Source organism: Shewanella sp. NFH-SH190041, from assembly GCF_024363255.1.
GTDB lineage: Bacteria > Pseudomonadota > Gammaproteobacteria > Enterobacterales > Shewanellaceae > Shewanella.
This window is the reverse complement of the sequence record NZ_AP026070.1, coordinates 3,355,838-3,376,026: the sequence shown is the minus strand read 5'-3', so window position 1 is coordinate 3,376,026 and position 20,189 is coordinate 3,355,838. Positions and strand designations below refer to the sequence as shown.

The window sequence follows — 20,189 nt, the reverse complement described above, 5'->3', positions numbered from 1 at the left end:
TTATTTAGTCTAGAATTATTGTTAGAGAATTACTTTGTTTATAATTTATTTTATCTACGTTATTTTTTCACTATTATTTATAAGTAATGACATGACAAAATGGTTATCGTGATGCTGATAATCCGAACAAAGCTATTGTGCTTGGCTGTTATTCTCAGGGGGCTTTAGGATAAATCAAAAAAGATAAGTTTTTTAACAACGTAATTGGATGCGAGTAGTCATTTATTGGAGAACAGAACGGCTATATGTAACCTATTATCGATATAAATTAAGAATGAATAAACCAATACGCTGTTTATTTATAGGTTAGCTTTTAAGGTATAAATAATTTTATCTAGTTTAAATGTTGGTGTTTATAAAACAATAGTTGTCACGTTAATCAAACATTTAACTATAACCATATTGATTTCTGGTTAAAATATCAGTTAAATGTCTTCAGGTAGAATTATATTTTAAATATATATCACTATTGATGGATATATATTTAATACAAAAGCGTATTCTAAATGTGTTACTTAATAAGCATGGCTGTGATGATGTTTCCACGTCAGGGATACGGTAATAAAGCCTATAGAAATGTATATAGTGGGCTGGTATGCACAATATTGTGAAGAAGAATAATTAAACACACATATTTAAATCAAATGAATAAATACATTATGACTGGCATTTTACTGCACTGGGAGCAGGGCGAGAGCATACTTCGATGACTTTTTATCCAAAGAAGACCTTTGAACGATAATCATCATTCCAGCCCGCCTTTTTTATCTTATTTCGTTGGCTTGGTGCATCACAATGGCACTGCTGCAACAGGTTCATCACAAACCGGCGAAATAGCGCCATATTTTCAACGGCATCACCCATTGCAATGCGCGAAGCATCCTCTTTAAAAACAACATCAAGGATGTAATGTTGACTATTTTCAATACGCCAGTGTTGACGAATATAGTGTCCTAAAAGCTTATGTTTTGGTGATAAAGAGCTGACGTAGAAGCTGGTATCGATTGAGGTTTTACCATCTTGAGTACGATGGCGCTCCACCGCAATGAAACCAGGGTGAGAGCATGAATGCTTAGTTTTTATCCAACTCTGTTGTAAACCCTGAAGCAAGTACCTTTTCAAGATAGTTTGGCTTCATTGCGGCAATGTTTTGCTTGCGGCGAATACTTGCTTTCTTTGTGGTTTCGCTTCGTAGCATATTCACGGCCATATGCCGTACGACGGCTAAAACCTCGGCAGCGTTATCTCGATAAATTTGACAACTATCTTCTGACAGTGAAGCATCCAGCACCCAATGCAGACTATTTTCGATGCCCCAATGGCCCCGAACGGCGTTGGCAAACTGTGTTGTGGTCAAAGACGCTGAACTGATGTAGTAGCGATATTCCAATGATTCTTTGCCATTTTTTGTACGTCGATAGCTCATGGTTGCACCAATACTTGAAAGTTTGGGCCATTTGGGAAATTGCTTCGCTAACTCATCAGCAGTGATAACGGCATAAGCACGCGCTTCACTGCGACTATGGCTGTTTTCCAAGCAAGTTATTGCTGTTTTGATATGAGGTTTTAGCGCTGAACTCACGGTTTCATGCAGTGTTTTTTGATTACCTTTAACAGCCAAAAGGTAGTCACCACCTCGATTTACAATGGTTTCGGCGATCTCTGTCTGACACCCCATGGCATCAATAGATACCAAACATCCTTTAAGCTCTAATACCTGCAGTAATGCTGGTAACGCAGTGATTTCATTGGATTTATCATCGGTTTTTAATTGTCCCATGACGACACCATTTGCTGTTGCAAAGGCGCTGACCATATGAATGGTGGACTGTCGGTCTTCCCGATGATAGGAACCGCGCAATGTTTTACCGTCAATCGCGATCAGTTGCCCGTCACTGACGGCTGAAACTTGTGCCATCCATTTGATGAAACACTGTTGAAACTGAGTAGGGTCAAGGCAAGAAATGATCCGAGCTATGGTGTCATGAACCGGCAGTCCTGACTTAAATAACCCTTTAGACTGGAGCCAATCAAAATGAGCTTCACCAAAATCTTCAATATCTTCCCACCCGTTAGCTCCAGCAATGATTGCACAGACTGTCAGAAACAAAACATCGAACAGCAAATAACTGATTTTTGCTTTCTGGCGAGGATCTGTAATGTTTGAGAAGTACTCTGAAAATGCATCTGTGATCATGGCGCTATCGCTAAAAAGCAGTATATGTTCACAGATTGATCCGCTGGTCAATCAAGATATGTGAATTGATTACAAAACGTTCGCGATCTCACCCTGCAATGAAACTGCGGATGGTCGGCCATTTCTCTATTAACTCCGGGGTGAGCTTAGCCTTTAACTGAAAGACGTAACGTGCTTCTGTACGCCCATGAGCTTGCTGAATAACTTCAGTAATGACCTTTTCCTTATTGGCATCACACAGAGTTTGGAATTGAGAACGAATAAATTTACATGCCTATGCACCTCGGTCAGTTTGGGCGTAATATAGAACCATAAATCGCTTCTTGTGGAGGGTTTTATGATGAACATGTCAGAAATGAGCTTTATAGATTGGCAACGTCAATTTCATTCAGAAAATGCCTGTCTTGATTACCTGAAAATGCAGCGATGGCCGGATGGATTTATCTGCCCTAAATGTGGTCATCGTCAAGCCTATCAAATCCATACCCGTGAGCTTTATGAATGCTGTCAGTGCCATAAGCAAACATCCGTGACATCTGACACGCTGTTTCACGGCACGCATATCCCGCTGTCTAAATGGTTTACGGCCATTTATTTTATAGGGTCAGACAAAGGCGGAATATCAGCATTACGGCTCAAAAAGCTCATTGAAGTTAACTGGCGAACGGCAAGGTTGATACTGAAAAAATTGCGTATCGCAATGGGGCACAGAGACAGACTGTATTGGTTATCTGGCAACATAGAATTGGATGATTGCTTGGTTGGCGGCAAACAAAAAGGTAAACGTGGTCGAGGCGCGGCAGGGAAAACACCGATAATTGTGGCCGTTGAAACCCAAGGTGAACGAGCCGGCTATATTGCCATGCAGGCTGTTAACCGTATCAGCCACCAAAGTGTCGAGCAATTTGTGCAAGCGCATATTCTCCCCAATCAATATGTTCGCTCAGATGGGCTACGTGCATTGACTATCATTGATAAAACCCAGCATCACGAAGCCAGAGTGACGCCGAAAGAATTGGTTGATGAGTGGCTCCCGTGGGTACATATCGCCATTAGCAACCTGAAAACATTTATTCAGGGCACATTCCACGGAATATCCAAAAAATATGTACAGGAATACCTCAATGAGTTCATTTATCGTTTTAATCGCAGAAGAATAGAAAAACAAATTCCTATGCGGTTGTTAAATATAGCTATTTTTCATTCACCTATGAACTCATGCTGAGCAAAGTGCATAGGCATGTAAATTTATGCAGTAGAGGTTGATTTTTCTTAACTTGAACAACGACATGAGCTTTCTTACTGCTGATTAACTCAAGCGTTTCACGCTGGCAATGGAGTGCATCCATAGTGATGACGGCACCTTTGATATCAAGGACTTTGAGCATCTGTCGTACAACTTTGATTTCACCGTTTTTATTGGCTGTCGGCCGCTGGCTGAGAACGAGTCCGTTCTCACAGTCGTATGCAGTAACAAGCTGCAATGCTTGCTTGGGGTTATTACGATAAGCCCCTCGAAGTACCTTGCCATCCAGTGCAATCAGTGGCTTACCAGAATGGTAACGATGCTCATTGGCCCAGCTTAATAGGGCTAACAGCAGTGATTCGACTTCAATAGCGCGCAAGATGCGCGCAATCGTGTGCCGGCGGGGAACACCTGATTCATACAAACGGTACTGCTTTAACCAATCAATTTTATTGTCCCCAAACTCTTGAATATCGCGCCAACCCTCAGCTCCTGAGGCAATGGCACTAATAACAAGAAAGATGACATCAATAAGATCGTGCCGACGATTAATGTCAGAGCGTGTTTCGGTAACGACGGAGAGGTGTTCAAACAAGTCCATAGCAATGACCAATAATAAAAGACGCCGCTATTTGATCATATTTTTTAATAAAGTGCGATCCCGCCCTGGCACTGGGAGGATCAAGGCTCGCGCAGTAGCGACTACGCGAGCCTAAGTGATTAGCTTTTTAATAGTTCGCGGGCGTTAGCCAAAGTATTACTGGTAATAGTATCACCACCTAACAGTCGAGCCAGCTCTTCGATACGCTGATCATGATTTAATGGCTTCATGGAGGTTTCTGTCTGTCCGTCACTGTTGGATTTATTGACGAACATATGTTGGTGTCCATTACCAGCAACTTGTGGCAGGTGAGTCACACAAAATACCTGGGTGGATTGTCCAAGCTGTCGCAACATATTGCCGACTACCGCAGCCGTTGGCCCGGAAATCCCCACATCCACTTCATCAAAAATCAGGGTTGGCGTTGCCACTTTTTGAGCTGTAATCACTTGAATTCCCAAGCCAATCCGGGATAGCTCACCACCTGAGGCAACTTTTGCCAGCGGCTGAAGTGGTTGTCCCGGGTTGGTGCTGACTAGAAATTCCAGTTTGTCTGAGCCCAGCGGTGACATCTGACTGTCACTGAAACTGATATCAATTTCAAACTGGCCATTGGGCATATTCAGTTGATGGATAGAGCAAGTGACCAAGTTATCCAGCTCTTTAGCATAACGCTGACGGCTCTGGCTCAGTTTTCTGGCTTGTACCAGATAAGCGTCTCGGCTGTCATTGAGTGCATCTTCAATAGACTCAAGTTTGCTGTTATCACTGTCTATCCCTTCCAGCTCAGCTTTCAATGCCTGATGGTGGGTTGCTAATTCATTGGCGCTAACCTGATGTTTACGCGCCAGTTGCATTGCCTGTGATAATCGGCTTTCCAGCTGTGCAAAATGCTCTGGGTCTAACTCAAGATGACTTTGATAGCGTTGGAGTTCTGCGGCACTTTCTTGCACGGAAATCAGTGCTTCATTGAGCATGCTGCCGATAGATTCCAATGCGGGATCAAATTCTTTTAATTCATCAGCCAGGGCAACGGCTTTATTGAGCAGTGATTCAACATTACCGTCTTCCCCTTCACTGAGCAGATATAACCCATGCTCACAGGTTTCAATCAAGGCACTGCCATTGGCCAGACGTTTGTGTTCCGTTTCGATTTGCTCAAATTCCCCTGGCATCAGGGCAAATTCATCCAGCTCTTCGACTTGGTATTGCAATAACTGTTTGCGGGCTTGTCGCTCTTGAGCGGATTGTTGCAGACGCTTTAGCTCAGCTTCAGTATGTTTATAAGCTTGATACGCCTTGGCGACATTTTCCAGCAGCTGCTGATGGTTAGCATAACTGTCAACAAGGGTCAGTTGATGCTCAGCTTTGAGCATCGCATGGTGGGCGTGTTGCCCATGAATGCCAACTAAGAGTTGCCCCAGCCCTTTGAGTTGCTGCAGCGGTACCGGATTACCATTGATGTAAGCTCGAGAACGACCATCAGCACTGATGGTGCGGCGCAAAATACAGTCTTGCTCTAATTCAAGATCATTATCTTCCAGCCAACGTTTGGCCAAAGGTACATCATGCAGGGAAAAGCTGGCACTGACCTCAGTTTTGCTTGCGCCGGGGCGGACGCTGGCGGCATCGGCCCGGTTGCCAAGGCAAAGCCCAAGCGCATCGATGGCGATAGATTTACCGGCACCGGTTTCACCGGTAATGCTGGTCATACCCGGACCGAAGTCCAATTCAAGAAAGCGCACAATGGCAAAATTATTGATGCTGAGTTGGCAGAGCATAGCGGGTTTCCTGTCTGGAATACTCTTGTGATGGTTAACAAAGCCAATACTGTATTGATGAACAGTATATACTGATTTTATATACAGTAAACAATCAGGGCTATATTTTGCTCAAAAAACCGACTTAACAGTGAAGCAAGTTAAAATATCAGCAACTTGGGTCATGCAGATCAGGAAACTGAAAAAACATTCTGGAGACTTGTAACAGGGAGAGTACAATTTCTGACATAACCAGTAATAAGGGGAAAATGTGGTGCGGGAAAATCCTGGCAGTGACTTGGAACTGATTTATTTATTTGTGCATTTGGTTAATGCGGGCAGTTTTTCAGCTGCCGCCAAAGAGCTATCCATGCCAATAGCCACCGTCAGTCGTAAGCTGGCGAAATTGGAAGCTCAGTTGGATCAGCAGCTGTTTATGCGCAGCACCCGTAAATTGCGCCTGACCGAGGAAGGGCTGGATATGTTCCAGCGTTATCATGCGCTGGTCAGCCAATTTGATGAGCTATCCGGTGCCGGTAATGACAAGCCGGAAGGCACGCTGCGGATTGCGGCACCGATTTCCATTGTCTCAATTATGTTTATGCAGGCCATTAATGAATTTTGTCGCCTGTATCCGGACATTAAATTGCATATCTCCCAGTCCAACCAAGTGGTGGATCTGATAGATAAAGGTGTAGATATTGCCATTGTCGGCGGTACTCAGCCGGATTCATCTTGGGTATCCAGTACCTTAGGCGTATTGGATTATCGTTTAGTGGCTTCGCCCGGCTATTTGGCTAAGGCGGGGGATTTATTGCACCCATCGGAGCTACCGCACCATAAGCTAATCAAAGTCTGGCCACTGTTTAACTGGTTGCTACGCCATCCACAGGGGGAAAGTTATTATTATGATGGTCCAGCCCAACTGACGTTGACAGATCTGCATGGCGCAATTGAATCGGCTGTTGCTGATGGCGGGATTCTTTATGGTCCAGAGCTGTTTGTAAAACAACAGTTGGCCAGTGGTGAGTTGCAGGTGTTGCTGCCGGAGTGGATTGGTGAAAAACGGCGTATCTCCATTCAATATCATCAGCGCAGTCAGCAGCCGCTCAAGGTTCGACTGTTTATTGAATTTATGCAGGCCAAAGCTTCGGAATTGTTTTCTATGGCGCCAAATCCCGTAATTAAAGAGTAGTGCCTGTTATTGGGTAATAAAAAGGGACCGCATAGGTCCCTTTTTAGTATTTGCTAAGCAACTAGTTTGAGCGCTTAAACAAAGTATTACTCAGCACTGATACCGATATTGGAGACACCTGAGCTGATAATTTCTCGGCGCAGCTCTTTTACCAAGTCGGCACTGACTTTGGCATTTTGCTCAATGATATCAAGCAGTGACGCCTGCAGCTCCCGTTCTTCTTGCATCACTTCATGGGCAAACACCATATCATCCAGTGCATCGCCGGTCAGTTCGGTATCCAGTGTCGCTTCAATATAATTGGCCACAGTGGCAGAAGACAATTTACTGATATTGATCATATCGTCTTCTTGCTTACCTTGAATCGCACTGAGCAGTGCGGTAACTGCTACCGCAGCATCCATCGCTGGATAGGCACCATAAACAATAAAATCGGTTGGTTCCGGGGTAATGGCATCTAAGCGTTCCAGATGCACATCAATATTGAACTTCAGCTTGCGGTCATACAAAGATTGCCATGCCAGCTCCAGTGCCGTTGCGAGTACTTTGGCATCACCAAATTCACACACTTCAGAAAAAAGCTGATAGTTAGGGTACATACGCTGACATAGCGCGGTGGCAAATAATTGCTTTTGAAGGGGATCAAGCGCCTTTAGGCGTTTGAAGAAACCTGTCTTGTTTGTCATCTGATATTTCCGCTGATAGCTGCGAGATCACTTGCTTTGCTGCCGATTCTACCTTACTTAACTCGTCAAGTAACTCGAGAATTTCTGGCTCGAGCTCAGCCACACTGGAACCCCGCTTTAGGGCGGACTCAATTTCCTGACATAGCTTTTGCGTGTTGGGAACACCACAATAACAGCTGGCACCATGCAGTTTATGTACTGTGGTTAGCATCAGGCTCTCATCATATTGCTCTAAAGCAGTTTCCATCTGGCTGATGGTTTGGGGCAGGGAGTCGAGCATCATGCGCAGCATATCCAAAGCCAGATCGGTTTTTTGGTTGGCTTGGGTTAAGCACAGCTCCCAGTTTAGGGTGTGGAGATCAAAATGGGTAAATTTGGGGCGGGTGATCCAACGGCTAATGACGCCCTTTAGTGCTGCTTCATCAATTGGCTTGGCCAGGTAACCGTCCATGCCGCTGCCTAGGATACGCTCCCGCTCCTCTGCGATGGCATGGGCTGTGACGGCAATAATTGGCGTGTTGCGATTGAGTGATTCCTGCCGGATTTGCCGGGTTGCCGTAATGCCATCAGTGCCTGGCATCTGGATATCCATAAATATCAGATCAAAATGCCGGTTTTTCGCTTGGGCAACAGCTTTATCGCCACTATTTACTGCAATGACGGTACTGACCAGCTCATTAAGCAGTGTGTCGATAAGTTTAAGGTTGGCCAGATTGTCATCCACCGCCAGCACGCTCAAACTGTGGCGAGTAGCTGGCATCGTCTGGGGCAAAGAGGCCGCAGGCAAGGCTTCACCGCCGCCGGCAAACATAAGATTACGACCCAGCATATGATCGCCAACCGGTGGTTGTAGTACCTTATCCACCAAATGGCGTCCCTGTTCACTGAGCAAGTGGGGGAGGGGGTTATCATCCAGCAATAATAAGTGTGCTGTCAGCGGCCGACACTGAGCCAGTAATTCGGTTAGCTCTGTTTCATCACTGAGCCCTTGATTACTCAGCAGCATATAATCACTGCGGCGCTGCTCACGGATATGGCGGCGCAGTGCAGATAAGTCTTTGAGTTCAATGACCGTCATATCCCAGCTTTCCAGCCGACGTAGCAGCATATTGCGGGACAATTCCCTCGGCTCATACAGGGTGATACTACTGCCTTGCAGTTTTTCCAGTGATTGATTGCCGCCGATGGGAAATTGACTGGCGTTGAGCGGCAACACAAACCAGAAGGTTGAACCATCACCTGGGCTGGATTTAAAGCCGATTTGGCCACCCATCTGATTAATCAGGCGTTTGGTGATCACTAATCCCAGCCCAGTACCGCCAAAACGGCGGGAAATGGAAGAATCAGCCTGCCCAAAAGCCTGAAACAGCATCTCTTGTTGGCTTTCATCTATGCCGATACCTGAGTCAATCACTTCACAGCGCAGAGTGACTTTATCCTTGCTGTTGCCCACTTGTCTTATCCGTAGCAGCACGCTGCCTTCATCGGTAAATTTGATTGCGTTCCCCACCAAATTCGTGATGATTTGCCCAACGCGCATGGCATCGCCACTCACACTATCACTGACATCAGGGTCGATATCGACGACTAGCTCCAGCCCTTTTTCCCGGGCGCTGCCAGCAACCAGCGCTATGGTGTCATCCAGCATATCCCGCAGGGCAAAGGGCATATTTTCCAAGACCATTTTCCCCGCCTCCAGTTTGGAGAAATCGAGAATATCATTAATGATCCCCAGCAGGTTGGTGGCGCTACGTTCAATGGTGCGGATATATTCTTGTTGGCTGGCATGTAGCGGCGTTTTAATTAATTGGCGGGCAAAGCCGATCACACCGTTTAAGGGGGTGCGCAGTTCGTGGGACATATTGGCCAGAAATTCAGATTTGATCCGGCTCGCTTCCAGCGCCCGTTTTTTCGCTAAATCCAGCTCTACGTTTTGAATTTCAATCTGTTCCAAGGTTTCACGCAGATCTGAGGTCGCCTGATCAATATTTTGCTGCATTTCATCATGGTATTCCGACAAAGACCCGGCCATGGCATTGATACCGCGTTTTAGCAGATCTAACTCACCAATCAGATTGCCATCAAGCCGGGTATCCAATTTTCCTTCGCGGATTTTGGCAACCACACGCACCATTTCGGTAATTGGCTGGGTGACATTTTTCACCAGCCGGAAGGTAAATAGCAGATTTAATTGCACTCCGATCAGCACAATAATAAAAGCCGCCACCGCCGAACGATGATACTCCAGCAGGGTTTTTTCTTTATTGAGCATCAGGGCGATATACCCCAATGGCTCTTGATGTCCAGTTTGGGCCAGCTTGGGCTCATTTTCACTGGCCGCCAATTGCAACTCTCCACTGGCGCGAGTATCAAAAATCGGGCTGCGTAGGATCAGCACATCGCCAATGGTTTGGTGTTCAGTGTGGCGTAAGCTATCCAGTGGGCCGTTATACCGCATGATTTCAAAATCTTTGTGGTAATGGGATGTGACGAATAGCTGATTATGGCGGTCAAAAATAGCGATGGATTTCACTAAAGGCGAGCGGTTGAGCTGGGCGCTGGCCAGCAGGCGTTTACTGGCTTCTCTGTCGTTATGTTCTAACCCGGGTTCACTGGCAATCGCCAATGGGTCGATAATATTACTGCCCTGTTCTATCAGTGTCTGCTCAAGCTCATAGAATCTATCTATGGTAAAATAGCTGCCCAGCAGGATCCCCACCAGAACCGTTGGTGCCAATGCCAGAACCAGCACCCAAGCCCGCAGGCTGTATTTGGTCATATCATTGGCATTGTTCATGGTGATGGGATAACCCTTTAATTACAAAACTCTTATTAATGGTACAAGACTGCCAGAAACCGGGCAGCCTTTGCCAGTTATTTATTGATTTTGAGGCCGGTATGGCACAATTTTTTAAAGCAAAACCAAATAGATCCAAGCAGTTGTCGGCAAAGTTACAGCTGAAAGTGACCCAGTTGGATCATCTGGGCGCGGGTATGGCGCAGCACCAAGGAAAAGTGGTGTTTATTCCCGGTGCCCTGCCAGGTGAAACTGTCACGGCGCAATTAACCGAGCAGAAAAAACAGTATGCCCGGGGCAAGCTATTGCAGATTGATACTCCAGCGCCAAGCCGCTGTGCGGCTCCGTGTCGCTATTATACTCAGTGCGGTGGTTGTGATTTACAACATACTGACTTAGTGACCCAGCGGCAGATCAAAAGTGACATTTTGGTGAATATGCTGAGCCGGGCCTGCGGTTATGACATTCAGCTTGAACAGCCAATAGCTGGGGAGGGCTGGCATTATCGTCGTCGCGCCCGATTGGCAACCTGGTATGACAAACAGCATAAAACCCTGACCTTGGGCTTTCGTCAAGAAGGCAGCAAGCAGGTTATCGCCATTGATGCCTGCCCGGTTCTGGCCGAGCAGTTATCAGCACTGATCGCCCCTTTATCTACTTTACTCAACACCTTGGCGTTAAAAACCTCTGTTGGTCATGTGGAATTGATCGAGGTGGATAATGGCTGTTTTGTAGTGTTACGGGTGACGCAATCGGTCTCTGTTGCAGATAAAGCGGCATTGGCTGCATTTGCTCACGATAGGGGCGTGACCGTCTTACTGCAGGATAATCAAGGCCAATGCTGTGATTTGCAAGGCGATGCTGTAACGCCAGCTTATCAGGTCGCTGGATTTTCCTTGGCATTTAAGCCGGGGAATTTTATTCAGGTTAATGGTGACATTAATGCCCGTATGGTGCAGCAGGCCATTGATTGGTTGGCGCCAGTTGCGGGTGAACGGGTATTGGATCTCTTCTGCGGTGTCGGGAACTTCAGTTTGCCATTGGCAGCATCTGGTGCCCAAGTCATTGGGGTGGAAGGTGTGCCTGAGATGGTCAGTCAGGCCAGTACCAATGCCAGCGCGGCAGGACTGGATAATCTGGCTTTCTTCCATGGCGATTTAAGCAGTGATTTGTCAGCTGAGCCTTGGCTTGGTCGGGTGGATAAACTGCTGTTGGACCCCGCCAGAGCTGGAGCATTTGAGAGTCTACAATGGCTTAAGCGGATGAAACCCCGCAAAGTGGTTTATGTTTCCTGCAACCCATCAAGTCTGAGCCGGGATTGTAAGCAGCTATTGGCGCAAGGGTATCGGATGAGTCGGGTGTCGCTTATCGATATGTTCCCACAAACCCATCATATTGAAACCATGGCATTATTTGAACTTTAACCATCTGTGGCAAAAAAGAAGATTTCACTGAGAGGTTATGCGATAAAACGTTACTTAAATTAATGATAATTAAGCTGTAATTGTTTTTTGCTAAAAATCTGCTCAGTTAGTGTCCAGAGGTTTGACAAGCTCAGCGCAATGCTGATGATAGTCAAATAGAGTAAGACGTTGCGTCTAGTCTGATAACAATAAGGAAGAGGAAATGGTATCTGTCCGTGAAGCGCACTTTAATGATCCGGATTTTCAACTGGAAAAGTGGGTTGACCGTTATGTCGCCGATGCAGATGAGGCCACGATGTTGCTGGCACTGATCCGCCGGATAGATACCATGGTGCAGGCCAAGCATATTGATGGCCGACAGATGGTCGCCAGAGCGCGGGAGATGGTGGAAATTCTCTCGCCGCTGAATATGGATATTGAAACTCTGCAAGCCGCCGTACTGTTTGAAGCGCAGGAAGCGGGTTTGCTGGACCGTGAACAGTTGGAAGCGCAGTTCGGCCCGTCTTTGGGTAAGCTGGTGGACAGTGTGGTGACCATGAATGCCATCAGCGCGCTGAAAATCAATAACCAGTCGCGCACCAGTGAACCTCAGATAGATAATATCCGTCGCATGCTATTAGCGATGGTGGAAGATGTCCGGGCTGTGGTGATCAAGCTGGCGGAGCGTATTTGCCTGCTGCGAGCAGTAAAAAATGCTGATGAAGAGACCCGGGTATTATTGGCCCGGGAGATCAGTGATATTTATGCCCCGCTGGCGAACCGGCTGGGCATTGGCCAGCTCAAATGGGAGCTGGAGGATATCTCGTTTCGTTATCTGCACCCAGAAACCTACAAGGACATTGCCCGTCAGTTGGATGGCAAACGGTTGGATCGGGAAACCTTTATTGATGATTTTGTCAGTCAATTGCAGGCGCGGCTGGATGAAGAGCATATTCGCGCTAAGGTCTATGGTCGTCCCAAACATATTTATTCCATCTGGCGCAAAATGAAGGGCAAGCACCTGGCCTTTGATGAACTGTTTGATGTACGGGCCGTTCGGATTGTCACCGAGCGTTTGCAGGACTGTTATGGTGCATTAGGGGTGGTACATACCATGTGGCACCATATTCCCCGGGAATTTGATGATTATGTGGCTAACCCTAAGCCAAATGGTTATCAGTCAATTCATACCGTGGTAGTGGGCCCTGAAGGGAAAACCGTTGAAATCCAGATCCGTACCCAACAGATGCATGAAGATGCAGAGTTAGGGGTTGCTGCGCATTGGAAATATAAAGAGGGGAACCATAGCGGCAAACAAAGTGGCTACGAAGAGAAAATTAACTGGCTCCGCAAAATTCTGCAGTGGCAGGAAGATGTGGCTGAAAGTGGTAACTTGGTGGAAGAAATCCGTTCTCAAGTCTTTGAAGACCGGGTTTATGTCTTTACCCCAAGCGGTGAAGTGGTGGATCTGCCCCAGGGCTCAACCGTGTTGGATTTTGCCTATTACATTCACTCCCAAGTGGGGCACAAATGTATTGGTGCCAAGGTAGATGGCCGGATTGTGCCCTTTACCTACCAGGTTGAAACCGGTGAGCGAATTGAAATTATTACCTCGAAAACCCCTAATCCGAAACGGGACTGGCTCAACCCCAACCTGGGGTATATCCGCTCTTCCCGTGCCCGCTCTAAAATTCAGCACTGGTTTAAGCAGCAGGACAGAGACAAAAATATTGTCGCTGGTCGGGAGATGCTGGAAGCTGAGTTGGCCCGCAGTGGCTTGAAGCTGAAAGATGCGCAGAGCGCAGCCGAACGCTTCAATATGACCAGTATGGATGATCTGCTGGCGGGGATCGGCGGCGGTGATGTTCGGTTAAATCAGGTGGTTAACCATATCCAGAGTCGTCATCGCGGTGAGGAACCTAGTGTTGAGGATGTGGTTGAGGATCTGGTGAAAAAATCCCAGCCTAAACCCGAGCGGAAAAATCAGGATCAGGTTGAGGTCAATGGCGTGGGTAATTTGCTCAGCCATATTGCCCAGTGTTGCCACCCGGTTCCGGGTGATGAAATTGTCGGCTTTATCACCAAAGGCCGGGGGATTTCAGTGCACAGAGATGATTGTGAGCAGATAAAAGAGCTGATGCGTCAACATCCGGAACGTACCGTGGACGTGGTCTGGGGCGAAAATTATTCCGGCGGCTATCGGGTTCGGGTGCGGGTGACCGGCAATGATAGAACAGGCTTGCTGCGGGATGTGACGTCGGTTCTGGCATCAGAAAAGTCCCATGTCATGGCCATGAATTCAGCCTCGGATGTGAAAACTCAAACCGCCACGATCGATCTGGAATTGGAGCTGTATAACTCAGATGGTCTGTCACGGATATTGACCAAGCTCAGCCAGGTTGAAGGGGTGGCGGATGTACACCGTCACTGACGGTAAAATAGATGATAGGAAATAAGATGGCTCAATCTGCATTGGAGCAGCTGCTTAATATTATGTCGGCATTACGCGACCCTGCTGACGGCTGCCCTTGGGACAAGGCGCAGGATTTTCATTCCATTGTGCCCTTTACCCTAGAGGAAGCCTATGAAGTCGCCGATGCCATAGAGCGTGAAGCTTGGGATGAATTGCCCGGTGAGTTAGGGGATCTGCTATTTCAGGTGGTGTTTTACTGCCAGCTGGCCAAAGAGCGGGGCATGTTCGATTTTGATGAGGTTACCCGGCGGATCTGCCGCAAGTTGACTGAGCGTCATCCCCATGTATTCAGTGATATGAGTCTGTCTTCCAGTGATGAAGTGCGGGTTAACTGGGAACAACTTAAGGCTGGTGAACGAGCTGCGCGGCAGCAATTTAGTGTACTGGATGATATTCCCCGCGCCTTACCGGCATTGACCCGGGCAGGGAAAATTCAAAAGCGAGTTGCTGCGGTTGGGTTTGACTGGGACAACCTGAATGATGTGCTGGCTAAGGTACATGAAGAAATTGATGAGGTGATGGCCGAGGCGAATGCTAAAGAGCGAGTAACTTCGCGCATAGAAGATGAAATGGGCGATTTATTGTTTGCTGTGGTGAATCTGTCTCGTCATCTAGGGGTTGAGCCGGAGCAAGCGCTGCGGCGCGGCAATGATAAATTCAGTCGGCGTTTTTCCAGTGTGGAGCAACAGGCCCGTGATAGTGGTCGTGAGATGACACAGCACAGCCTGGCTGAGTTAGAAGTATACTGGCAACAGGCCAAAGTGGCTGAACAAAAAAATTAACCGATTCCTGTTTGTCTCGTCGGGGCGACTTTAGTATACTGTCGCCCCGTCCTGGTGCTTTCTTACAAGCACACTATATTTCACTTTCATTTTTCTCAGGTTCAGCATGACTACTAGGTATATCTTTGTTACCGGCGGCGTGGTTTCGTCGTTGGGTAAAGGCATTGCAGCGGCTTCTTTGGCTGCGATTCTGGAGGCGCGTGGCCTCAATGTGACTATCATGAAGCTGGATCCTTATATCAACGTTGATCCGGGCACCATGAGCCCAATCCAGCACGGGGAAGTATTTGTTACTGAGGACGGCGCAGAAACAGATCTGGACCTGGGGCACTATGAGCGTTTCATCCGTACCAAGATGAACCGTCGTAACAACTTCACCACCGGTCGTATTTACGAAGAAGTGCTGCGTAAAGAACGTCGCGGTGACTACCTGGGTGCAACCATCCAGGTGATCCCACATATCACCAACGCCATTAAAGAAAAAGTTCTGGAAGGCGGTCAGGGTCACGATGTATGTATCGTGGAAATTGGTGGTACTGTTGGTGATATCGAATCTCTGCCATTTTTGGAATCTATCCGTCAATTGGGCGTAGAGCTGGGCCGTGATCGTTCCATGTATATGCACCTGACACTGGTACCATTTATTGGTCCTGCTCAAGAAGTTAAGACCAAGCCGACTCAGCATTCTGTTAAAGAACTGCGCTCTATCGGTATTGCGCCTGATATTCTGGTTTGCCGCGGTGACCGTGCAATTCCAGCAACTGAACGTGCCAAGATCTCCCTGTTCTGTAACGTAGAAGAGCGTGCAGTTATCTCTCTGCGTGACGTTGACAGCATCTATAAGATCCCAGCCCTGCTGCGTTCTCAAGGTCTGGATGAGCTGGTGGTTAAGCGCTTTGGCTTGAGCTGTCAGGAAGCTGATCTGTCTGAATGGGAAAATGTAATTTATCAAGAAGCCAACCCTAATGGTGAAGTGACCATCGGTATGGTAGGTAAGTACATTGAACTACCTGATGCGTATAAGTCTGTTAACGAAGCGCTGAAGCATGCTGGTCTGAAGAACCGTGTTTCTGTGACCATCAAGTACATCGACTCCCAGACTGTTGAAGCTAAGGGTGATGAAGTGCTGGCTGGCTTGGACGGTATTTTGGTGCCAGGTGGATTCGGTGAGCGCGGTGTAGAAGGTAAGATCCTCGCTGCCCATTTTGCCCGTGAGAACAAGATCCCATATCTGGGTATCTGTCTGGGTATGCAGGTTGCGCTGATTGAATTTGCCCGCCATGTCGCCGGTCTGGCCGGAGCTAACTCCACTGAGTTTGATAAGAACTCACCACACCCAGTTGTGGGTCTGATCACTGAGTGGATCGACAAAGAAGGTCAGGTAGAGCAGCGCGATGAAGCATCTGATCTGGGTGGTACTATGCGTCTGGGTGCGCAACTGTGTCATCTGGTTGAAGGCACTAAAGCCCGTGCGGCTTATGGTGCAGAAACGTGTGTTGAGCGTCACCGTCACCGTTATGAAGTAAACAACAACTATATCGAGCGGTTAGAAAAAGCCGGTCTGGTATTCAGTGGCCGTTCTTCAGACTTTAAACTGGTCGAAATGATTGAACTGCCAAATCATCCTTGGTTTGTTGCCGGTCAGTTCCATCCGGAATTCACCTCAACGCCTCGGGATGGTCATCCTCTGTTTGAAGGGTTTGTTGCTGCAGCAGCCCAACATCAGAAAGGTGATGTAGAGTAATGATTAAGCCGACCCAGTAATGGGCCGGCTTTTTTTATACCAGGACAAAAGCCAGTGGATTGCTGAGCAATGGTGACAGTGGGATCTCTGTCACCATTAACTTGGCCAAAAACGCGGTTAGATCAGGTCTTGGCGAGGTAAAAGGCGATAAAAATCTTAAAAAAGAAAAGTTTCTATCGTTAACCCTTTAAATCTGTCAAACCGGACATACTATATTCAAGTTACCTCAAGATGCTGGATGCAAGTCAGTTTAACTCAGCTGATCCCGGCGGCGCTGCAGCGGCAGTTGTGACCTGTATCCTGAGGTGATTTGAATATAGTTTGTAATTTTTATTTTTTAGATAATTCTTGAGGGCATTATGGCTAAAATCATTAATGTAATTGGTCGTGAGATCTTAGACTCCCGTGGTAACCCAACTGTAGAAGCAGAAGTGCATCTGGAAGGCGGTTTTATTGGTATGGCTGCTGCGCCATCTGGTGCCTCTACTGGTAGCCGTGAAGCACTGGAACTGCGTGACGGTGATAAATCTCGCTACATGGGTAAAGGTGTCCTGACTGCCGTTGCCAATGTAAACGGTGTTATCCGAGATGCGCTGCTGGGTAAAGATGCCACTGCTCAAGCCGCCCTGGATCAAATTATGATTGATCTGGATGGCACCGAAAACAAAGACAAGCTAGGTGCTAACGCTATTTTGGCTGTGTCTCTGGCCGCTGCTAAAGCCGCTGCTGCCTTTAAAGGTATGCCACTGTATGCCCATATCGCCGAGCTGAATGGCACTCCTGGCAAATACAGCATGCCAGTTCCTATGATGAATATTCTGAACGGTGGTGAGCACGCCGATAACAATGTGGATATTCAAGAGTTTATGATTCAGCCTGTGGGCGCTAAATCTTTCCGCGAAGCACTGCGTATGGGCGCTGAAGTGTTCCATAACCTGAAAAAAGTACTGCATGCCAAAGGTATGAGCACCTCTGTTGGTGATGAAGGTGGTTTTGCCCCTAACTTGGCATCCAATGCTGATGCACTGGCTGTGATTAAAGAAGCTGTTGAAGCTGCAGGTTATACACTGGGCACTGATATCACATTGGCACTGGATTGTGCGGCATCTGAATTCTACAAAAATGGTCAATACGATCTGGCTGGTGAAGGCAAGGTCTTTACTGCTAACGAATTTTCTGACTTCCTGAAGTCACTGACTGAGCAGTATCCAATTGTTTCTATTGAAGATGGCCTGGATGAATCTGATTGGGACGGTTGGGCTTACCAGACTCAAATTCTGGGAGATAAGATCCAGTTGGTCGGTGACGATCTGTTTGTGACCAATACTAAGATCCTGACCCGTGGTATTGAGAATAAGATTGCTAACTCTATTTTGATTAAGTTCAACCAGATTGGTTCTCTGACTGAAACACTGGCTGCTATTCGCATGGCGAAAGAAGCCGGTTACACCGCTGTTATTTCACACCGCAGTGGCGAAACTGAAGATGCAACTATTGCCGATCTGGCTGTAGGTACTGCTGCAGGCCAAATCAAAACAGGTTCTCTGTGCCGCAGTGACCGTGTTGCCAAGTATAACCAACTGCTGCGTATCGAAGATCAGCTGGGTGACAAGGCTGCATTTAACGGTTTGAGTGAAATTAAAGGCCAGTAATTACTGCGCTTGACTGAACCAAACGGAAAAAGGCCGCCACCCAGCGGCCTTTTTTGTTGTATTATTTGCGCTATTCCAATTGGTTGCCTAAGAACGCTGACGTTACCACGCCATGATACGTTTCCTGCTCGCACTGCTTATTCTGCTGGCGATGTTACAATACCGGCTCTGGCTGGGAGAAAACAGTCTGCCTGAGTATTTCAATTTAAAGCAGCAGATCCACAGTCAGATCGACAGTAATGCCAAACTGATTGAACGCAATCAGGTTTTGCGCGAAGAAATCCATGACCTCCGTCAGGGAACGGAGGCTTTGGAAGAACGAGCCCGCAATGAACTTGGTATGGTTAAAGAGGGTGAAACCTTTTACCGGGTGGTTGGCAACGAACAATCTTCACCCCGGACATTTGAATGACATTACCCACAACGCTGGCGATTGTGCCAGCTGCCGGCATAGGTGCCCGTATGGGGGCCGGCTACCCTAAACAGTACCTTTCGCTCGGTGAGCAAACCATTTTGGGTCAGACGCTGGATCGCTTATTGTCCCACCCGGGGATCTCTGGCGTGGTGGTAGCGCTGCACCCGAATGATACCTGGTTTGATACGCTGCCCCAGGCGGCTCACCCAAAACTCACCCGCGTTACCGGGGGGAATGAACGGGCTGATTCAGTATTGGCCGCGCTGCAGGCGGTTCCCGCTGATAGTTGGGCTTTGGTGCATGATGCCGCCAGGCCCTGTATTCATGCCAGTGATATTGATAACTTGCTGGCCTCGCGCGAGGCTTACCCCCAAGGGGCAATTTTAGCCATGCCAGTTCGTGATACCATGAAACGGGCGAGTACGGCTAGCGGCAGTGAACATTGTATTGGTGAAACTGTTTGCCGGGAGCATCTATGGCATGCATTGACACCGCAACTGTTTCCAGCCGGGGTTTTGGCTGAAAACATTGCAGCAGCCTTAGCCGCCGGAGCCACAGTCACCGACGAAGCTTCAGCCATGGAGTGGGCAGGTGTTCAACCAGGGCTTGTTCCCGGCCGGGCTGATAATATCAAGGTGACGCATCCCGATGATTTGCCCTTAGCGGCATTATTTATTCAGGCTCAGCAATTACAGGCGCAGCCTGCTATTCCCAATCATAAGGACCCTAGATAATGACTATCCGCATCGGTCATGGTTTTGATGTACATAAATTCGGTGGTGATAAGCCATTGATGTTGGGTGGCGTTGCCGTCCCCCATGATACCGGACTCATCGCTCATTCAGATGGTGATGTCGTGCTGCACGCCATCACAGATGCTATTTTAGGCGCGCTGGCACTCGGGGATATAGGTAAACATTTCCCGGATACCGATCCTGAATTTGCCGGAGCTGACAGTCGGGTATTGCTGCGCCATTGTTACCAACTGGCGCTGACGAAAGGGTACTGTCTTGGTAATCTGGATGTCACGATTATTGCTCAAGCCCCAAAAATGTTGCCGCATATTGCCGCAATGAGACAGGTACTTTCACAGGATTTAGCAACGGATATTGATCGGATCAATGTGAAAGCGACCACCACGGAAAAATTAGGTTTTACCGGCCGTAAGGAAGGTATTGCTGTTGAGGCTGTCGTCTTGATGACAGCTATTAAGTAACTGACATAAGATAATATTTTTA

At 47.5% G+C, this 20,189-nt stretch carries 15 protein-coding genes and 2 pseudogenes; 10 read left to right on the top strand and 7 right to left on the bottom strand.

Features of this window, described 5'->3' with window-relative positions; all coding sequences use genetic code 11:
- Positions 1-714: 714 nt before the first annotated feature.
- The 3 genes and pseudogenes from NFHSH190041_RS15030 to NFHSH190041_RS15020 form a co-directional block, all read right to left on the bottom strand.
- On the bottom strand, positions 715-1,110 hold the full coding sequence (locus NFHSH190041_RS15030; RefSeq protein ID WP_315972946.1) for an ISAs1 family transposase: 396 nt from the start codon (positions 1,108-1,110) through the stop codon (positions 715-717).
- Positions 1,073-2,197 (bottom strand): ISAs1 family transposase, encoded by a 1,125-nt coding sequence (locus tag NFHSH190041_RS15025; protein ID WP_261922561.1) that lies wholly within the window; start codon positions 2,195-2,197, stop codon positions 1,073-1,075. The genes NFHSH190041_RS15030 and NFHSH190041_RS15025 overlap by 38 nt, the downstream gene beginning before the upstream one ends.
- Positions 2,198-2,291: 94 nt before the next feature.
- Positions 2,292-2,459, bottom strand: a pseudogene (locus NFHSH190041_RS15020) (ISAs1 family transposase); the annotation flags it as partial.
- Between the two features lie 78 nt (positions 2,460-2,537).
- Between NFHSH190041_RS15020 and NFHSH190041_RS15015 the strand changes: the two are divergent.
- Positions 2,538-3,422 (top strand): IS1595 family transposase, encoded by an 885-nt coding sequence (locus NFHSH190041_RS15015; protein ID WP_261925010.1) that lies wholly within the window; start codon positions 2,538-2,540, stop codon positions 3,420-3,422.
- 22 nt (positions 3,423-3,444) lie between these two features.
- Here the strand turns inward: NFHSH190041_RS15015 and NFHSH190041_RS15010 are convergent.
- A pseudogene (locus NFHSH190041_RS15010) lies at positions 3,445-4,044 on the bottom strand (ISAs1 family transposase); the annotation flags it as partial.
- 119 nt (positions 4,045-4,163) lie between these two features.
- Positions 4,164-5,825 carry a DNA repair protein RecN gene (recN, locus tag NFHSH190041_RS15005; RefSeq protein ID WP_261922560.1) on the bottom strand — a complete coding sequence of 554 codons (1,662 nt, stop codon included), beginning with the start codon at positions 5,823-5,825 and terminating at the stop codon, positions 4,164-4,166.
- A 253-nt stretch (positions 5,826-6,078) separates the two neighbouring features.
- On the opposite strand from recN, the gene NFHSH190041_RS15000 reads away from it, so the two are divergent.
- On the top strand, positions 6,079-6,999 hold the full coding sequence (locus NFHSH190041_RS15000; RefSeq protein ID WP_261925147.1) for a LysR family transcriptional regulator: 921 nt from the start codon (positions 6,079-6,081) through the stop codon (positions 6,997-6,999).
- An 86-nt stretch (positions 7,000-7,085) separates the two neighbouring features.
- Here the strand turns inward: NFHSH190041_RS15000 and NFHSH190041_RS14995 are convergent, their stop codons facing one another.
- Together NFHSH190041_RS14995 and barA are read right to left on the bottom strand one after the other, a co-directional pair.
- Positions 7,086-7,685: a YjaG family protein gene (locus NFHSH190041_RS14995; RefSeq protein WP_261922559.1), complete on the bottom strand. Its 600-nt coding sequence runs from the start codon at positions 7,683-7,685 to the stop codon at positions 7,086-7,088.
- On the bottom strand, positions 7,642-10,482 hold the full coding sequence (barA, locus tag NFHSH190041_RS14990) for a two-component sensor histidine kinase BarA (protein WP_261922558.1): 2,841 nt from the start codon (positions 10,480-10,482) through the stop codon (positions 7,642-7,644). Before barA ends, NFHSH190041_RS14995 begins: the two co-directional genes overlap by 44 nt.
- A 101-nt stretch (positions 10,483-10,583) precedes the next feature.
- On the opposite strand from barA, the gene rlmD reads away from it, so the two are divergent.
- The 8 genes from rlmD to ispF all read left to right on the top strand — a co-directional run bounded on the left by rlmD (position 10,584) and on the right by ispF (position 20,167).
- Positions 10,584-11,906: a 23S rRNA (uracil(1939)-C(5))-methyltransferase RlmD gene (gene rlmD / locus NFHSH190041_RS14985; protein ID WP_261922557.1), complete on the top strand. Its 1,323-nt coding sequence runs from the start codon at positions 10,584-10,586 to the stop codon at positions 11,904-11,906.
- 202 nt (positions 11,907-12,108) lie between these two features.
- A complete protein-coding gene (gene relA / locus NFHSH190041_RS14980; protein ID WP_261922556.1) occupies positions 12,109-14,316 on the top strand; it encodes a GTP diphosphokinase in 2,208 nt (735 codons plus the stop codon).
- Between the two features lie 26 nt (positions 14,317-14,342).
- Complete coding sequence (gene mazG / locus NFHSH190041_RS14975; protein WP_261922555.1) at positions 14,343-15,140, top strand: nucleoside triphosphate pyrophosphohydrolase; 798 nt, start codon at positions 14,343-14,345, stop codon at positions 15,138-15,140.
- A gap of 106 nt (positions 15,141-15,246) precedes the next feature.
- Complete coding sequence (locus NFHSH190041_RS14970) at positions 15,247-16,884, top strand: CTP synthase (protein ID WP_261922554.1); 1,638 nt, start codon at positions 15,247-15,249, stop codon at positions 16,882-16,884.
- A gap of 359 nt (positions 16,885-17,243) precedes the next feature.
- Positions 17,244-18,536: a phosphopyruvate hydratase gene (gene eno / locus NFHSH190041_RS14965; RefSeq protein ID WP_261922553.1), complete on the top strand. Its 1,293-nt coding sequence runs from the start codon at positions 17,244-17,246 to the stop codon at positions 18,534-18,536.
- A 112-nt stretch (positions 18,537-18,648) separates the two neighbouring features.
- Positions 18,649-18,948 (top strand): cell division protein FtsB, encoded by a 300-nt coding sequence (gene ftsB / locus NFHSH190041_RS14960; protein ID WP_261922552.1) that lies wholly within the window; start codon positions 18,649-18,651, stop codon positions 18,946-18,948.
- Positions 18,945-19,685, top strand: coding sequence for a 2-C-methyl-D-erythritol 4-phosphate cytidylyltransferase (ispD, locus tag NFHSH190041_RS14955; protein WP_261922551.1), 741 nt, complete (start codon positions 18,945-18,947; stop codon positions 19,683-19,685). The genes ftsB and ispD overlap by 4 nt, the downstream gene beginning before the upstream one ends.
- Positions 19,685-20,167: a 2-C-methyl-D-erythritol 2,4-cyclodiphosphate synthase gene (ispF, locus tag NFHSH190041_RS14950; protein WP_261922550.1), complete on the top strand. Its 483-nt coding sequence runs from the start codon at positions 19,685-19,687 to the stop codon at positions 20,165-20,167. The genes ispD and ispF overlap by 1 nt, the downstream gene beginning before the upstream one ends.
- Positions 20,168-20,189 lie beyond the last annotated feature (22 nt).